Below are 14,865 nucleotides of genomic sequence, written 5' to 3' on the forward strand. Positions count from 1 at the left end.
TCGGTCGGCCTGGTGAGAAGCCTGGTGCCCGTGTGTTTCCCGAACCCTTACGTAATGTAAGCCACTCGTAACAGCGGGTGGACAAAATGTCACCTATGAATGTGCTCGACGCCTTCGACGACGTCTATCTGTCCGCGGCGCGACCCGAACTCGTCGCGGGAAGGCGCTCTTCGACGCGGTCTCTGCGGTGGGTTCATGCCAGCGAGCAACTCGACATCGCACCGCTCTTGCGCGGCGGGGAGCTGATTCTGATGGAAGGTGTGTACTTCGGTGCGTGCTCCGACGCCGATCTGGTGACGTACCTCGAGTCGGTGAATGCCGCGGGAGTCGTCGGAATCGCGGTGGAGACGGGGGGAACCCTCGACGTGATTCCGCCGCTTCTGGTCGAGCATGCCGAACGGATCGGCTTTCCAGTGGTGCATCTCCGACGCCGTGTGCCGTTCGTACAGGTATGCGAGAGCATCAACAGCCAACTTGCCGACTCCGCTCTGCGTCGGCTGCAGATGGCAAACCGTATGTCTCGGTTGCTGTCGGCCTCGATCGAAACGGACGGAGCGGTGGACGCCGTTCTCGATGTGCTCGGCGTCGAGACTCGTTCGTCGGTGACGCTGCATTCGGCCTCGGGAGATCTGATCGGGCAATCCGGACTCGTCACCGAGCCATCGGATTTCACCACATTCGAGGTGCCCGTCACCAGTGGCGGTCGGGACGTCGCGGTGTTGACCGTGGCTCCAGGCCCCGATGCCGACATCTACTCGATTAACGCCGGCTTGGAGAGAGCTCCGGAAATCCTGTCGATCGCGTTGCTCAGCGCACGCCCGGCCAGGGTGGAAGACCGACTGCGTACCCGCTTCTTCTCACTGTTGTCAGCGATGAATTACCCTGCCTCCGATGTCACCGACCATCTCGACGGCGTCGCCGAGCGCATGGGTATGCCGGAGTACGACGCCTACCTGACAGTGTCGGTCGAATTCGACGACGACCCGGCCGCGGACACGTTGCAGCGCACGCTGGGGTCGGTGTCACCGAACAACTGGTGTCAGAAGATCGGCGACCGACACGTCGCGGTTCTCGGTTTCGCCGGCCAGGAGATGCTCGACGCTCAACGGCCGGTTGTGCTGTCGATGTTGCAGGCGACGCAGTTGCGTATTCGGCGAGCAGGTGTCGGTCCGGGAGCCTCCGACCGCCACGGTCTGCGCCGGTGTTTCAGCACGGCCACAGCAGTGCTCGCGCTGGACCTCGGCCCTCACGACCGCATCCGCGATGCGCGCAATTTCGCGCTTGCCCTACTGGTGGAGTCGATGTCGGGGGAATCCACTGTCGAGAAGTTCGTCCACGATCAGATCGGAACACTGCTCGCACACGATCGAGAACGGCACGGAGAGCTGTTTGCGACCTTGCTGGCCTACATCACCCACTGGGGTAGTAAGACCGAGACCGCGAAAAGCCTTCGTATACAAAGGCAGACGCTCTACAAGCGGCTCGAGAAGTTGTTCGACGTTCTCGGTCCGCTACCGGCGGGGTCCCCTCGCTTTGCCGGAATCGCCACAGCGGTGTTTCTCGAACAGGCCCGCCGCCAAGGCCGTGTCGGCCTCGGCAGCTGACCCGTCGAACTCGGGAACTTCAGACCTCGGCGTCGACCTTGTTCGGCTCGCCCCGCCGCATGGCCATGTAGTCGGACAGTTCACGCTTGACGACCGGCAACAGCAGGTACAGGCCCGTGATGTTGACCAGCGCCAGCAAGAACAGGGTGGCGTCGGCGAAGTCGAGGACCGATCCGAGCGAGAGCACCGTCCCGATGACGGTGAACACGCAGAACATGATGTTGAAGAAGCTGCGCGAGAGGCGACTACGCCCGAACAGCGACGTCCAGGCCTGCAGTCCGTAGTACGCCCAGGTGATCGCTGTCGACAGAGCGAACAGCGCCACCGCCAGGGTCAGCACGTACGGGAACCACGGCAGCACGGTCTCGAAGGCGTCCGAGGTGAGCGTCACTCCGCCTGCCGGCAGTTCGCCGGTCTCGGCGACGATGGCACGCTGATCCTGCCAGGAGACGGTGTTGGCGATGACGATGGTCAGTGCGGTAGCGGTACAGATGACGACGGTGTCGATGAAGGGCTCGAGCATCGCCACGAAGCCCTCGGTGACCGGATGCCTGGTCTTGACGGCCGAGTGCGCGATGGCCGCCGAACCCAGTCCGGCCTCGTTCGAGAACGCGGCGCGCTGGAATCCGATGATCATGACGCCGAGTACGCCGCCGGCCACACCCTCGGGCGAGAACGCACCTTCGAAAATGGCGGTGAACGCCGTGGGGACAGAACGGAAGTTGACGGCGATGACGACGCCGCACGCGACGATGTAGATCAGCGCCATGGACGGTACGAGCTTGGCGGTCACCGCCGAGATCGACTTCATTCCGCCGATGATGACCAGTCCGATGATCAGCGCGACGACGATACCGAACACGGCCTTGGCTCCGTCGGAGCCGAGGAATCCGTCCTCGCCGCCGGTGACCGAACGGACCTGTGCGTACGTCTGATTGGCCTGAAACATGTTGCCGCCGCTGATGGCGAAGAACGTGATGACGATGGCGTAGAAGACGGCCATGACCTTGCCGACCTTGGCCAGTCCCCGCTCTGCGAGACCCTTGGTCAGGTATTTCATGGGCCCACCGGAGACGGTGCCGTCCTCGTTGATGTCTCGGTACTTCACACCGAGCGTGCACTCGACGAACTTCGATGCCATGCCCAACAGGCCTGCGAGGATCATCCAGAGGGTGGCACCCGGTCCACCGAGCGTCACTGCGACGGCGACACCGGCGATGTTGCCGAGTCCGACGGTTCCGGACACCGCGGCGGTGAGAGCTCTGAAGTGGCTGACTTCACCGGGCGCGTCCGCCTCGTCCTCCTTGCCGCTGACGAGAATCAACGCTCTCTTGATTCCGCGGACCTGGATGAACTTGAACGCCACCGTGAAGACGACGGCACCGACGATGAGCCAGAGGACGATCAGTGGAACGGCGGCTCCACCGATATTCACGGTGAAGAAGACGACATTCGACACGGCAGCGGAGATCGGATCGAAGGCATTGTTGATCGCCGTCTCGATGGAGCTGATCGTGCCTCCGTCCGCGGCCAGCACATCGGTTGCGAGGGGGTGGAAGCTCATGGCTTCGAGTGAACAGCACGTGGACGGCAGAGGACGCGATTTACCGAATTTCGAGCAATAATTTACGTGATCTTGACCAGAAGCCCGCGGGCTCACACCGCAGTTCTGGCGGGTATTCGTCTCAAAAGCACTGTTGCAGCATCCAGTACGACATGACGGTCGTAGGTGAGGCGGTAGTCGTACTTCGGGGTGCCGTCCTCGGCCATGCCTCGCTCCACCGCGATGAGCGCCACGCTCGACATCGGAGCCACGATCACGATCGAACGTTCCAGCGCCAATGGCTCGTCCGCGCCCACGACCACAGTCCGGAAGCCGGGGGCAGACGGCGCGGCGTGCGAATCGAAGACAGCCGTCAACGCGGTACGTGCGGCAAGGTCTTCGAAGATCGCCTGGCGCGCAGGCGTCAGGCCGGTGGACGCGCTCACTGTCGCCAGTACGACAGTCGAGGAACCGGTGCCGTAGGCACTGTGCAGCAAACTGTTCTCGATGGCGTCGAGCAGTGCCGAATCCGCTTGCCGGCGGGCACCGAGCGAATGGGTGAGCCCGTACGGAGTGACTGCCACGGGGGCACGCACGGTCACCGTTCCATCCAGATCGAGCGAACGGACCGGCTCGAGCACCTCCCCGAAATCCGGGAGAGCCTCCGGTGCGCCGTAGAGGTATCCCTGCCCCAGAAGCGCGCCCATGGCTCGCGCAGAATACTCGTGGTTCTCGGTTTCGATTCCCTCGGCGAGGACCAGGGCACCGGTGCGTTCGGCCTCTGCGGCAACGGCAGCAACGATGGCGGCGGTCTCGTTGCTCGACCGCCCCTGCACGAGTGCCATGTCCAGCTTGATCACGTCGGGACGCAGCAGTGGGATCAGCGCCAGGCTGGAGGAATCTGCCCCCACATCGTCGATGGCGACTCGCCACCCCAGGTTTCGAGCGTGCTCGGCCGCCCTCAGCAGACCGGCCGGATCACCCATCAGGTCTCGCTCGGTGATTTCGACGATGATGGACAGCCGCGACGCGTTCGCAAGAATCGGTAGGTAGTCCCGAGGAGGCGGTGCATCGAGGGCGATGGGTTCGGCATTGACGAACAGTGCGAGCTGGTCGGGATAGCCGGACTCGACGGCACCGTGCAGGGCGCTCGCTCTGCACCGCCAGTCGAAGTCGGTAGTCACACCCTGCTCTCGTGCGGCGCGCAGAAGTTCCTGCGGAGCAATGGACGGACCGTCGCCGCTGGTCCGCACGAGGGCCTCGTACCCCACCACGGCGCGGTCGTCCAGAGAGACTATCGGCTGGTAGGCCGACGTGATATCGATCGACATCGGCGAGATCTGCGCATTCGTCGATTGGGGACGCATGGGTAGGACCTTCCTCGACGCTTGCACGATCTGTCCCCCACCCGGTAGATCATCATGCCCGACAGAACGCAGTATCGAGAACGCACTGCACTCCGAACGACAATTGGTTGGCTATAAGGTGCTCGGAGTAGTCGACGAACGGCGGTGAATCACGATGGACGAGGATGCCCGTTCTCGCGCTGCTCAGGATCGCCTGTTCGCGGGTCGATATCGACTGGGCGCAGTTCTCGGGCGCGGCGCGATGGCCGACGTCGTTCACGCAGAAGACCAGGTCCTCGGCAGGTCGGTGGCAGTGAAGATATTCCGCCACGTCGATCCGGTGGACACGGTCCACCGGATCGACGCAGAGATTCGCACCCTGGCGTCGCTGTCGCACCCGGGCCTGGTCACGTTGTACGACGCAGGGACTGCGCAGGACGCCAGAGGAATTCCGTCGCCCTACCTGGTGATGGAATTGATCGACGGGCCGACGCTGAACAGCTTTCGGCTGAACAGGCCGATGCCCGCCGTCCACGTCGCGCGCATCGGAAGCGAGATGGCCGAGGCGCTCGCGTACATCCACGACCGGGGTGTGGTGCACCGAGACATCAAACCAGCCAACATCCTGATCGCGCACGCCCCGGACTCAGGTGCGGGGCAGTGCGTCAAACTGGCCGATTTCGGCATCGCCCGCGTTGTCGACTCCGAGCGACTCACCGAGCACGGCACCACAGTCGGAACCGCGCACTATCTCAGCCCGGAACAGGCGACGGGTACGTCTGCGGGTCCACCCACCGACATCTACACGCTCGGCCTCGTTCTCATCGAGTGCCTCACCGGCACAATGGTATTCGAGGGCAGCGCGGTGGCCGCCGCGGTGGCGCGACTACACCGTGATCCCGCCGTTCCCGAGGAGCTCGGGCCGGAGTGGCACTCGCTGCTGACGGCTATGACGTCTCGGCAGGCGGAGGATCGTCCGGACGCAGCTGCGGTCGCGCACCGACTGCGCAGGATCGTCCGAAGTGCGACCCCACTCCCCCCGACTGCCGTGATACCTGTCGAGCGCACGAACGTAGTTGCGGCCGTTGATCCGGTTGGCACCGCACGCCATCCTCGGCGTCGACGGTGGATCGTTCCTGGAGCGGCCGCGCTCGTCCTTGCGCTCGCAGCGGGGATCATCTGGATCGCGTCCAGCGTGAGCGACGACCCGGGTCAGGTGCCTGCTTCGACACCGACACCGACACCGAACGAGTCGACGATCGCCGTGCCCACGACACAGGTGCCGGAGCCTTCGGCAACCACCTTCTCGAACCCATCCGACGCCGAGATCACACCATCGTCGAATCCGGTGCTGATCCAACCCGCCGCACCACAGCAGAACGAAAGCCCCGGGACCGGTAACGGCAACAAAGGCAACGGCAACGGCAACTCCGGCAACGGCAATTCGGGTCCGGGAAACCCCGGTCGAGGAAACTGAGCAGGCCCACCACGTGATCGGAGCAGCTATGACCCATTTCGACACGATCGTGGTGGGAGCAGGAATATCCGGTGCTACCGCAGCCAGGATTCTGCACCGTGCGGGTCGGCGAGTCGTCGTTCTCGAGGCTCGCGATCGCGTGGGCGGTCGTGTGTGGACCGTGCGCGGCGACGGCGACACCCTCGACGTCGGTGCGTCCTGGATTCACGGGATCGACAACAACCCCCTCGCCGACGCCGTGCGCGCTTTCGGCATACGGACAGCCGAGTTCACCGTGGGCAGCTATCAACCGGATGGTCGACCCATCGCGTACTACTCCCCCACCGGTGCCAGATTGAGCGAGTCCGCGGCCGCACGGTTTGCCGCCGACGTTCACGACTTCGACGGTCTGTTCGCCAGGACCGTTGCCGAGTCTCCTCCACGGACATCGTTCGGTGATGCAGTGGAAAGAACTCTGACTCGACTGAATTGGGACAGCGACCGCTTGGACCGAGTGCGCGAATTCCTCGGCCACCGAGCCGAGGAACAGCTGGGGGTCGACCGGGGGGATCTCGACGCACACGGTTTGGACGACGACGCCATCGACGGCGACGAGGTGGTGTTTCCCGACGGCTACGACGAACTCGCGGTCCGTCTCACCGAGGGACTGGACATTCGACTCGAGCACGAGGTCACGCAGGTCAGCTGGCGCGAAGACGGAGTCGTCGTGACAACCGCAGCAGGCTCCTTCTCGGCTGATCGCGCTGTGGTGACAGTGCCGATCGGGGTACTCAAGTCGCCGAATTTCGGCGTCGAACCGCCACTACCAGAACCTGTTTCGGGTGCGCTGGACCGGCTCGCAATGAACGCCTTCGAGAAAGTGTTCCTCCAGTTCCCGGTCAAGTTCTGGGACGAGAACGTCTACGCCATACGGCAGCAGGGCGAGGCCGGTCGCTGGTGGCACTCGTGGTACGACGTGACACAGCCGGATGGCAGGCCCACTCTTCTGACCTTCGCAGCGGGGCCGTGTGGACAGGAGACCCGACGCTGGTCGGACGAACGTATCGGGGACTCGATCGTCCACACGTTGCGTGGCATCTACGGCGACCGCGTCGTCGCGCCGGACAGTGTGTATGTCACTCGGTGGCAGGACGATCCGTTCTCGTATGGTTCGTACTCCTACATGACCGTCGGTTCGCAGACGCGCGATCATGACGATCTCGCCACGCCGATCGGCGGTGTGCTGCATCTCGCGGGTGAGGCCACCTGGACCGAAGACCCGGCAACAGTCACCGCCGCAATGAAGTCAGGACATCGCGCTGCAGAACGAATCCTGGGCAGTACCGTTCCGTTCAGCGACCTCTGGACCTTGTCGGACGCGTGAGACGTCGTGCAACGATCGGGCGTTATGGGTCGTGCGCACCGAGTTGTCGGCCATCGAGAACCGAGTTCGGCCGATTCCACCCCCGAAACCGTGCACCGGGATTAGCATAGCGATTTCATCCAGGCGGATGACCCGTTCCAAGCGCTCGCCGCCATCCCCTGGTCGGTGCTGATGCGGCGTTGTAGTCCGCCTCGGCGGGCACGGGGGTAGGGCCATGGTTTCGGACGTCATCGACTGCAAGGTTGTGTTCGCACACGACGTCGAGCAGGTATGCGAGGTCTTGAGCGCGGTCGAGTTGTTCCCACGCTACTTCCCCGGTCTCGAATACTGCACACTGCGTGAAACCGCCACCGGGTATCGATGCGGCGTCGGCGGCGCCGAGCACAATCTCGAGCTCGTGGTGAACCGGCGCAATCAACCGATCATCACCATCGAGCACACCCAATCCGGCGGTTTCGTCAGATTCACCCTCAGCAGGCGATCGGCCGGTGAGACGAAGATCGATGTCACTGTGTTCAAGGCGGGTCTCGGCGGGGCCTACGCACCCCAGCCCGAACACAACCGCGCGGTCGTCGACTGGGTCATGGGAGGTCTTCGCAGACTGGAGAATTCTCTTTCCGGCACCGCTGACTCCATTGTGTCGAACAGCGGCGACTCCCGGTCGCTGCAATTGGCGATCCTGAAGACGATGGTGGGAACAGGCGTCGTCCGTGCCGCACGTCCCGATCGCGCGTATCGGCAGTTGAACTCGCTGGCGAAGTGGGGCTTCACATTGGGAGGCGGATTCGCGGCCGCTACGGCGAAGTCACCGGACGAGATAGCCGTTGTCGACGACCGAGGGACCCGTACGTTCGCGGAGATCCACCACCGGTCACACCGCATCGCAGCAGGTCTCGATGCATCGGGGATTCGTCCCGGGAGCACGGTCGGAATTCTGGCCCGCAACCATTCGGCCATGATCGAATGCACTGTGGCGTGCGGCATGCTCGGAGTCGAGGTCGTGCTTCTCAACACCGGTCTCGCGGCGCGTCAGATCGAGGCGATTGCCGCCCGCCACCAGCTCCGAATGCTGTTCGTGGACGACGAATTCGACTCGATGGTTCGATACCTACCGGACGACGTCACCCGAGTCAGTCTCTCCTCTCGTACCGCCATTCCGCGTCGGCGCACCCTCGAACATTTCGTCGCACCCCCGTCTGCCACATTCGTGCGGCCGGATCGCCCTGGGTCGGTCGTCGTGTTGACATCTGGGACCAGCGGGTCGCCGAAGGGCGCGCTCCGTCCCACCCCGAGGGGCTTCGGCACCATCGCCGCCATGTTGTCTCGGATGCCTCTCAAGACGAACGAGCGGATGCTCATCGCAGCACCTATGTTTCATAGCTGGGGGCTCGCAGCCCTGCAGATCAGCACTTCCTTGCGAGCCACGGTGGTGCTCCAGGATCGATTCGATGCCGAAGACTGCCTGCGTGCAGTCGAGGATAATCGATGCACCTCGTTGATAGCTGTACCGATCATGCTGCAACGAATCCTCGATCTGCCAGAGTCGGTGCGATCCCGTTACGACACCTCCAGTCTGCGCGTCGTCGCCTGCAGCGGTTCCGCGTTGACCGGGTCGACAGTCAGCCGATTCATGAACGTCTTCGGCGATATTCTCTACAACTTCTACGGTTCCACCGAGGTCTCGTGGGCCACGATCGCCACCCCCGACGACCTACGCGCGTCACCTGGCACCGCAGGACGTCCGCCGCTCGGCACGACGATCGCGGTGCTCGACGCCGAGGGCACCCCAGTGCCGGTGGGAAGCCTCGGCCGCATTTTCGTCGGAAACGACATGTTGTTCGACGGCTACACCAACGCCGAACCCCCGCCCACCGCGTCGGCTCGTGGAGCCGCGTTGATGGACACCGGAGATCTCGGGTACATCGACTGCAACGGGCGGTTGTTCGTGTGCGGCAGGGACGACGAGATGATCATTTCCGGAGGCGAGAACGTATTTCCGGGACCAGTCGAGGATGCAATCGCCAATCTCCCTCAGGTCGGCGAGGTCGCAGTTGTCGGTGTGCCCGACAGCGAGTACGGGCAACGTCTTGCAGCGTTCGTCGTCGGCCGCGGTGCGGCAGGTCTCGATGCAGACATGGTGCGCGCCTACATTCGAAACCGGCTGAGCCGCTTCTGCGTTCCCCGAGACATCACGTTCCTCGACGAACTCCCCCGTACTGCGACCGGCAAGGTCATCAAAAGGATGCTGATCGAACCCCCGACCGCCGCCGGAATGTGAACCGGGCGTCGTCCCTCACTCGACAGCCCGAGCTGCGATGTCCCACAGGCGCTCGGCTGCATCGGGATCGAGAGCGTACGAGGCCACGGAGTTGACCAGTTCGGCGATGTCGGTGGGCCTACGATCGACCCGACTCGCCTCCTGATTGTCGTTGAAATAGCGTCCACCGATGCCCGCGAGGTGCGGGTCGGTAGCGAGCAACACCGACGTCGACGCACCTTGCGCTGGAGTCTTCTGCATCTCGACGGGTGTCGCGAGTTTTCCACCGACATGGCGTTGCAGAGACGTCGCGATCGCTCCCGGATTCAATGTGTTGACGGTGATTCCGTCGTTCTCCCACCGCGCGGATGCGGCCACTCCGAACAGAACCACGGCAGTCTTCGATTGACCATAGGCCTGCACGGGATCGTAGGTGCGGAAGCGGAAGTTGATGTCGTCGAACACCACTGGCGAGAACAGGTGTCCCGACGACGACACCGACACCACGCGCGCGCCGTTCGCACGCGCCAAGGCGTGATGGAGGCCGGTCGTGAGTGCGAAATGACCGAGAAAATTCGTCGCGAACTGCTTCTCCCAGCCGCCGCCGTCGATGGTCAGTCCCGGAACGGCCATGACACCCGCGTTGTTGACGAGCACGTCGAGAGGCTCGTCCCATTCGTCGACGAACGTCCTCACCGATGGAATATCGGTCAATTCGAGGCGACGAACGTCGATCCTGGAATTTCCGGTTTCAGCGGTGATCTCGGCGGCTACCTTGTTTCCGGTCGAGATGTCACGGACCGCGATGGTGACGGCGGCTCCTCGTCGAGCGAGCGTCCTACTTGTCTCGATCCCGATGCCCGACGCCCCTCCCGTGACGATCGCTCGAGTGCCCGTCAGATCGACGCCTTCGCTGACCTCGTCAGCCGTGGCGTCTGCACCGAATGGCGTGACAATTCTGTTGCTCATGGATGCTCCTTGTCGTTCGAGCACGCCTAGTGCGGCTCCATTCCAGAGTCGTGGATATCGCCGCCGAATCACGGGCCCGCCTTATCCTGGGACTTCGCGGGCTAGTCTTCGGGTAGCGCTCGGTTCTACGGTGGTGGGATGGACAACCACCAGGCACTCGGTGAGTACCTCAGGGCGCGGCGTGCGCAACTGGCACCGGAGGACGTCGGGATCATCGGCGGCGGCCGGCGGCGTGTTCGCGGACTGCGCCGGGAAGAAGTCGCGATCCTCGCCGGGATCAGCGCCGACTACTGCATCCGACTCGAGCAGGGACGCAACCAAACCCCGTCATCTCAGGTGCTCGACGCGCTGGCGGCTGTGCTGCGACTCGACGCCGACAGCACCGCATATCTGCACACTCTCGCCGGTCCCCCGATCTCGGCCCGCCGTCCGGTCGGAAAGACCGAGCGAGTGCCCGCCGGAACCTTGCAATTCCTCGATGCGTTACCGATGCCAGCGCTGATTCACGATCGTCGGTTCACGGTACTCGCGTCGAATCGAATGGGAAAAGCGCTCTCTCCCAACAATTATGCCGGCACCAACTTGCTTCGTGCAGTATTTCTCGACGCCGACGAACGCCAATTGCACCGCGATTGGAGTCGCGTCACAACCGATGCGGTGGCGGGAATTCGGGCCGCCTCGGCCGCACAGTTCGACGATGGGTTCCTCGAGGACCTGGTCCGCGAACTGTCGGTCGAAAGCGAGGCCTTCCGTCGACTGTGGGCACGCCATGACGTACATCTGAGAACGGGCGGCACCAGCCTTCTCGACCATCCCGAGGTCGGCCCCCTGGACCTCCGCCACGAGAAGCTGACCATCTCAGGAACCGATGGACAGACCCTGGTGGCGTACCACGCCGAACCGGGCAGCCCATCCGCTGATGCGTTGCAGCTTCTCGGCAACCTCGCCGCCGCCGAACAGCGGTAGTCGAACGTTCTCCTCGACGCTTGGGTACTATCTCAGTTGTTTGACTATTCAGAATCTGAGACTGTTTGCCGTCAGCAATGATCTGAGTTCTCCGCACAGCCGATACGGGAGGGACGCGAATCGCCATGATTCAGCAATCCGAAGAGCCTGACGGAAAGAAATCCACCCAGGAACGCCACGAACACTCGTCCTTTCTCCAGCTGTTCCTCGAAGCCACTCGCGGGGAACAACCACCCGGCGACTACGCGTCCACGCACAACGACGCATCGACCGGTGGTCGCTGATCGGATCGGCAGCGTTCTCGAACTCGACAGATCCATAGCTGTTTGACAGCGGCGCGATGATGTCCGACGGTAGGGAGTACGGACGAACAGGGAGAGCAACTGTGGACACAGTATTGGTGCTCGTCGCCGTCGTCGCGATTCTTGTTGTTTTCGTCGCGATAGCGCGCTTACTTCGCTCGAGGATGCGGAGCGGACGCTTTCACGGCATCGAAAGCTCGGTCGGCGGTTCGGCGTTCATGGGAGCTACACGCAAACCGGGGATCGCCCCGCCCGATCGTGGCGATACACGTACGGACACAGGTCGACCCGAGGCGTCGCCGGAGTAGGTCACCCCCACGGGACGGACATCGTCGCCAGGGCCGACCCGAGGACAGTGGATGCACAAACAACAAGTGTGCGAACACGTTTCATGAAAGCAGCCTCCATAACTCCATTGAGCAAGCGTGTTCGATACTCCCCATTCATCGATAGGACAAGGTTCGCGGCCGAAACGAGACCTCGCGGATCTGTGCCTGACATGATCTGACGGCACCGAGCAGACGAGAGGAAGCAGCATGACCGACAACGAGTTCACGACTGAGGACAGAGGTCCGCGCTTCCAGGACGGACTCCAAGTTCGACAAGACGTGATGGGCGAAGAATTCGTCGAGCGGGCCTTTGCCAATGCCGAGCACACCGACTCCGCTGCACTGCAGGATTTCGTCACCGACACCGTGTGGGGAGGTGTGTGGACGCGCCCCGGACTCGATCACCGCAGCCGCAGTCTGCTCAATCTCGGAATCCTCATCGCGCTGCGCGCACACGAGGAACTCGCAGGCCACGTACGAGGAGCGCTTCGCAACGGACTCACCAGAACGGAAATCACCGAAACCGTCATTCACACAGCGGGCTACTGCGGAGCACCGGCCGCGCTGGCGGCGATGCGCGTGGTGCAGAAGGTGCTCGACGCCGAACTCGGACCGCTCGACACGGCGGGCGAGTCGAACGACCGATAACGGCACGGCGAGCGGTTCTGCCGGGTACTCGATCCCTTCGGCAACCTGATCGGTTTGAGGCAACCAACGGCAGGCAGCGAAAACCGAAGTGACACGGCCGGAACATGAATTGGCTCATGCGTCGGGTCCGCTGAGAATCCGGATGGTCGCCGCTCTGTTCCATGCAACTCGCCGGATCCCGCGTTCATCTGGCCTGCCGATCGTGCGTGGTGCGTCACCACTGACGCATACTGCTGACGAATTGGGTACACCGGATGTATGCCCGAACTACCCGAAGTCGAAAACGCCCGGCAGGTCGTCGAGAAAGCTCTCGGTCGCGTCATAGTCGACATCGATGACACCGACACGTTCGAGTGTCGACCACACATGCCGGGCGATATTTCCCGCGCACTGACGGGCGGCAAGCTCACCGAGGCCTGCCGACGAGGGAAGGCGATGTGGTGCGAAACAGTCACGGCCGACGGATCGAGCGGGCCGACGCTGGGCATTCACCTCGGAATGGGCGGACGCATCATCGTCACCGCTCCCGACGGCGAGCGGACGTCACAGTACGGCGGAGGCGACCCTCACGTCGGTGAGCGTGCAACAGACAAGCCGGAGTGGACACGCTTCTCCATGACGTTCGAAGACGGCGGCCAGCTTCGGCTCTTCGACAAGCGCCGCCTCGGCCGGGTTCGACTCGAGCCCGACATCGAAGCTCTCGGCCCGGATGCCGCGGAGATCACGCGCGATGAGTTTCGGCACCGAATCGGTTCCAGCGGTGCACCTCTCAAGGCACGGCTGCTTGACCAAGGGGCGATAGCGGGGGTCGGAAATCTGCTGGCCGACGAGGTGCTGTGGCAGAGCGAGCAATCACCGTCCAGACGCGCCAAAACGCTGACGACAGAAGAACTCGACGAGCTTCGGGTGATTCTGCGTCGCGCGATCAGATCGGCGATCAAAAAGGGTGGCGTGCACACCGGAGAGATCATTCCGTTCCGCAAAGCGGACGCGGCATGTCCTCGGTGTGGTGCGCCCATGACTCGCGGAACAGTCGGCGGACGTACCACCTGGTGGTGCTCACGCGAGCAGGCCTGAGCGGCACATACAGAAGGCCGGCCCCGAGGGGCCGGCCTTCATAGTCGATCGATCTCTGTCTCAGTCGATCAGGACGTAGCTTCCACTGCGAGACGAGCGAGAGTGTCGTTCAGTTGATCCTCGGTGACCAGCGGGAACTTGATCTGCTCGAGCAGTTTCTTGTCCGTGACCTTGGACCAGTCGTAGGTATGGCGCACCAACGTCTCGTTGGGACCCTGCGACTCCAACTCCCACAACCACTCCCAGCCGGGAGGCTCGTTGCCGGCGGGTGCTGTCTTCCAGGCGAGCAGCTTGTCCTTGATGTAGCCGCTCACCACGTTGTCGGTCTGGTACTCGCCGCCCATGTGATCGCCCTGCATGTTCATCGTGAACTTCTCGCCGACCTTCTGAATACGATCGGCGTGGTCCACGCTGCGTACGAAGCCTGATCCATCGAGCGCCTGATGCCGCTCGGGATTGGACAGGACGTCGAATACTGCGTCGACGGGTGCCTCGATGGTGCGTTCGACTGTGACCTTGGCATTGTCTGTCATGCCTACCGGGTGCCCACTGTTCGCCGTCCTCAATCATGACGTTCGTATAGAACTCAAACGGGTTGAACCAGCTGGACCGCCAACTGCGTGATCGATGGGTCGGTTGTTCTGCATCCTCCCGCGGGGTACGCCAAGGACGCGACCTCGGCTGCATTGGGCGAGTACACGTCAATTCCGGACATCGACGTGGGCTGACACGCTTCGGTCGAATAGTTCTGTGACCCGGTTGCCTTCACCAAAGACTCGACCGACGTACCGGGGATCGACGCAACCGGGTTCGACTCGGATCCAGATCGGACCGCCGCCTGCCCCATTTGCGTGCCGCCCGGGCTCGACACACAGGAAACCTCCGGATTACCGTCCAGCGTGGGCGCTCGACCGAGCTGCCTCGCCGTGCTCGTCGCGTGCAAGACTACCGACTTTTGCGAGCTAGCAATCGGACGGAGACCGC

General features: G+C 63.2%; 13 protein-coding genes. 8 read left to right on the forward strand and 5 right to left on the reverse strand.

Annotated features, from left to right (window positions below; translation table 11 throughout):
- The first annotated feature begins 95 nt into the window (after nt 1-95).
- Nucleotides 96-1,604, forward strand: coding sequence for a PucR family transcriptional regulator (locus tag QM797_RS17000; protein ID WP_283276830.1), 1,509 nt, complete (start codon nt 96-98; stop codon nt 1,602-1,604).
- Between the two features lie 19 nt (nt 1,605-1,623).
- Here the strand turns inward: QM797_RS17000 and QM797_RS17005 are convergent, their stop codons facing one another.
- Together QM797_RS17005 and QM797_RS17010 are read right to left on the reverse strand one after the other, a co-directional pair.
- Complete coding sequence (locus QM797_RS17005) at nt 1,624-3,168, reverse strand: alanine/glycine:cation symporter family protein (RefSeq protein WP_283276832.1); 1,545 nt, start codon at nt 3,166-3,168, stop codon at nt 1,624-1,626.
- A gap of 92 nt (nt 3,169-3,260) precedes the next feature.
- Entirely contained in the window at nt 3,261-4,514 is a 1,254-nt protein-coding gene (locus QM797_RS17010) for an EAL domain-containing protein (RefSeq protein ID WP_283276833.1), read from the reverse strand.
- 154 nt (nt 4,515-4,668) lie between these two features.
- Here QM797_RS17010 and QM797_RS17015 point away from each other — a divergent pair, with 154 nt between their 5' ends.
- The 3 genes from QM797_RS17015 to QM797_RS17025 all read left to right on the forward strand — a co-directional run bounded on the left by QM797_RS17015 (nt 4,669) and on the right by QM797_RS17025 (nt 9,611).
- Nucleotides 4,669-5,970, forward strand: a complete 1,302-nt coding sequence (locus tag QM797_RS17015) for a serine/threonine-protein kinase (RefSeq protein ID WP_283276834.1) — start codon at nt 4,669-4,671, stop codon at nt 5,968-5,970.
- A gap of 28 nt (nt 5,971-5,998) precedes the next feature.
- Entirely contained in the window at nt 5,999-7,333 is a 1,335-nt protein-coding gene (locus QM797_RS17020; protein ID WP_283276835.1) for a flavin monoamine oxidase family protein, read from the forward strand.
- Between the two features lie 214 nt (nt 7,334-7,547).
- Entirely contained in the window at nt 7,548-9,611 is a 2,064-nt protein-coding gene (locus QM797_RS17025; RefSeq protein WP_283276836.1) for an AMP-binding protein, read from the forward strand.
- A gap of 15 nt (nt 9,612-9,626) precedes the next feature.
- Here QM797_RS17025 and QM797_RS17030 read toward each other — a convergent pair whose 3' ends face one another.
- The gene (locus QM797_RS17030; protein WP_283276837.1) at nt 9,627-10,559 is read right to left on the reverse strand and encodes an SDR family NAD(P)-dependent oxidoreductase; all 933 of its coding nucleotides are present in this window, start codon (nt 10,557-10,559) and stop codon (nt 9,627-9,629) included.
- Between the two features lie 138 nt (nt 10,560-10,697).
- Between QM797_RS17030 and QM797_RS17035 the strand changes: the two genes are divergently transcribed.
- The 4 genes from QM797_RS17035 (at nt 10,698) to QM797_RS17050 (ending at nt 13,881) form a co-directional block, all read left to right on the forward strand.
- Nucleotides 10,698-11,525 (forward strand): helix-turn-helix transcriptional regulator, encoded by an 828-nt coding sequence (locus QM797_RS17035; RefSeq protein ID WP_283276838.1) that lies wholly within the window; start codon nt 10,698-10,700, stop codon nt 11,523-11,525.
- Between the two features lie 125 nt (nt 11,526-11,650).
- Nucleotides 11,651-11,809 (forward strand): hypothetical protein, encoded by a 159-nt coding sequence (locus tag QM797_RS17040; RefSeq protein ID WP_283276839.1) that lies wholly within the window; start codon nt 11,651-11,653, stop codon nt 11,807-11,809.
- 554 nt (nt 11,810-12,363) lie between these two features.
- Nucleotides 12,364-12,804, forward strand: coding sequence for a carboxymuconolactone decarboxylase family protein (locus QM797_RS17045; RefSeq protein WP_283276840.1), 441 nt, complete (start codon nt 12,364-12,366; stop codon nt 12,802-12,804).
- Nucleotides 12,805-13,062: 258 nt separating this feature from the next.
- Nucleotides 13,063-13,881, forward strand: coding sequence for an Fpg/Nei family DNA glycosylase (locus tag QM797_RS17050; protein WP_283276841.1), 819 nt, complete (start codon nt 13,063-13,065; stop codon nt 13,879-13,881).
- 68 nt (nt 13,882-13,949) lie between these two features.
- Here QM797_RS17050 and QM797_RS17055 read toward each other — a convergent pair whose 3' ends face one another.
- Nucleotides 13,950-14,414, reverse strand: coding sequence for an SRPBCC family protein (locus tag QM797_RS17055; RefSeq protein WP_037173634.1), 465 nt, complete (start codon nt 14,412-14,414; stop codon nt 13,950-13,952).
- 53 nt (nt 14,415-14,467) lie between these two features.
- Nucleotides 14,468-14,824: a DUF4232 domain-containing protein gene (locus QM797_RS26385; protein WP_502942354.1), complete on the reverse strand. Its 357-nt coding sequence runs from the start codon at nt 14,822-14,824 to the stop codon at nt 14,468-14,470.
- Between the last annotated feature and the right edge of the window lie 41 nt (nt 14,825-14,865).

It is taken from the genome of Rhodococcus sp. IEGM 1381 (assembly GCF_030056795.1).
GTDB lineage: Bacteria > Actinomycetota > Actinomycetes > Mycobacteriales > Mycobacteriaceae > Rhodococcoides.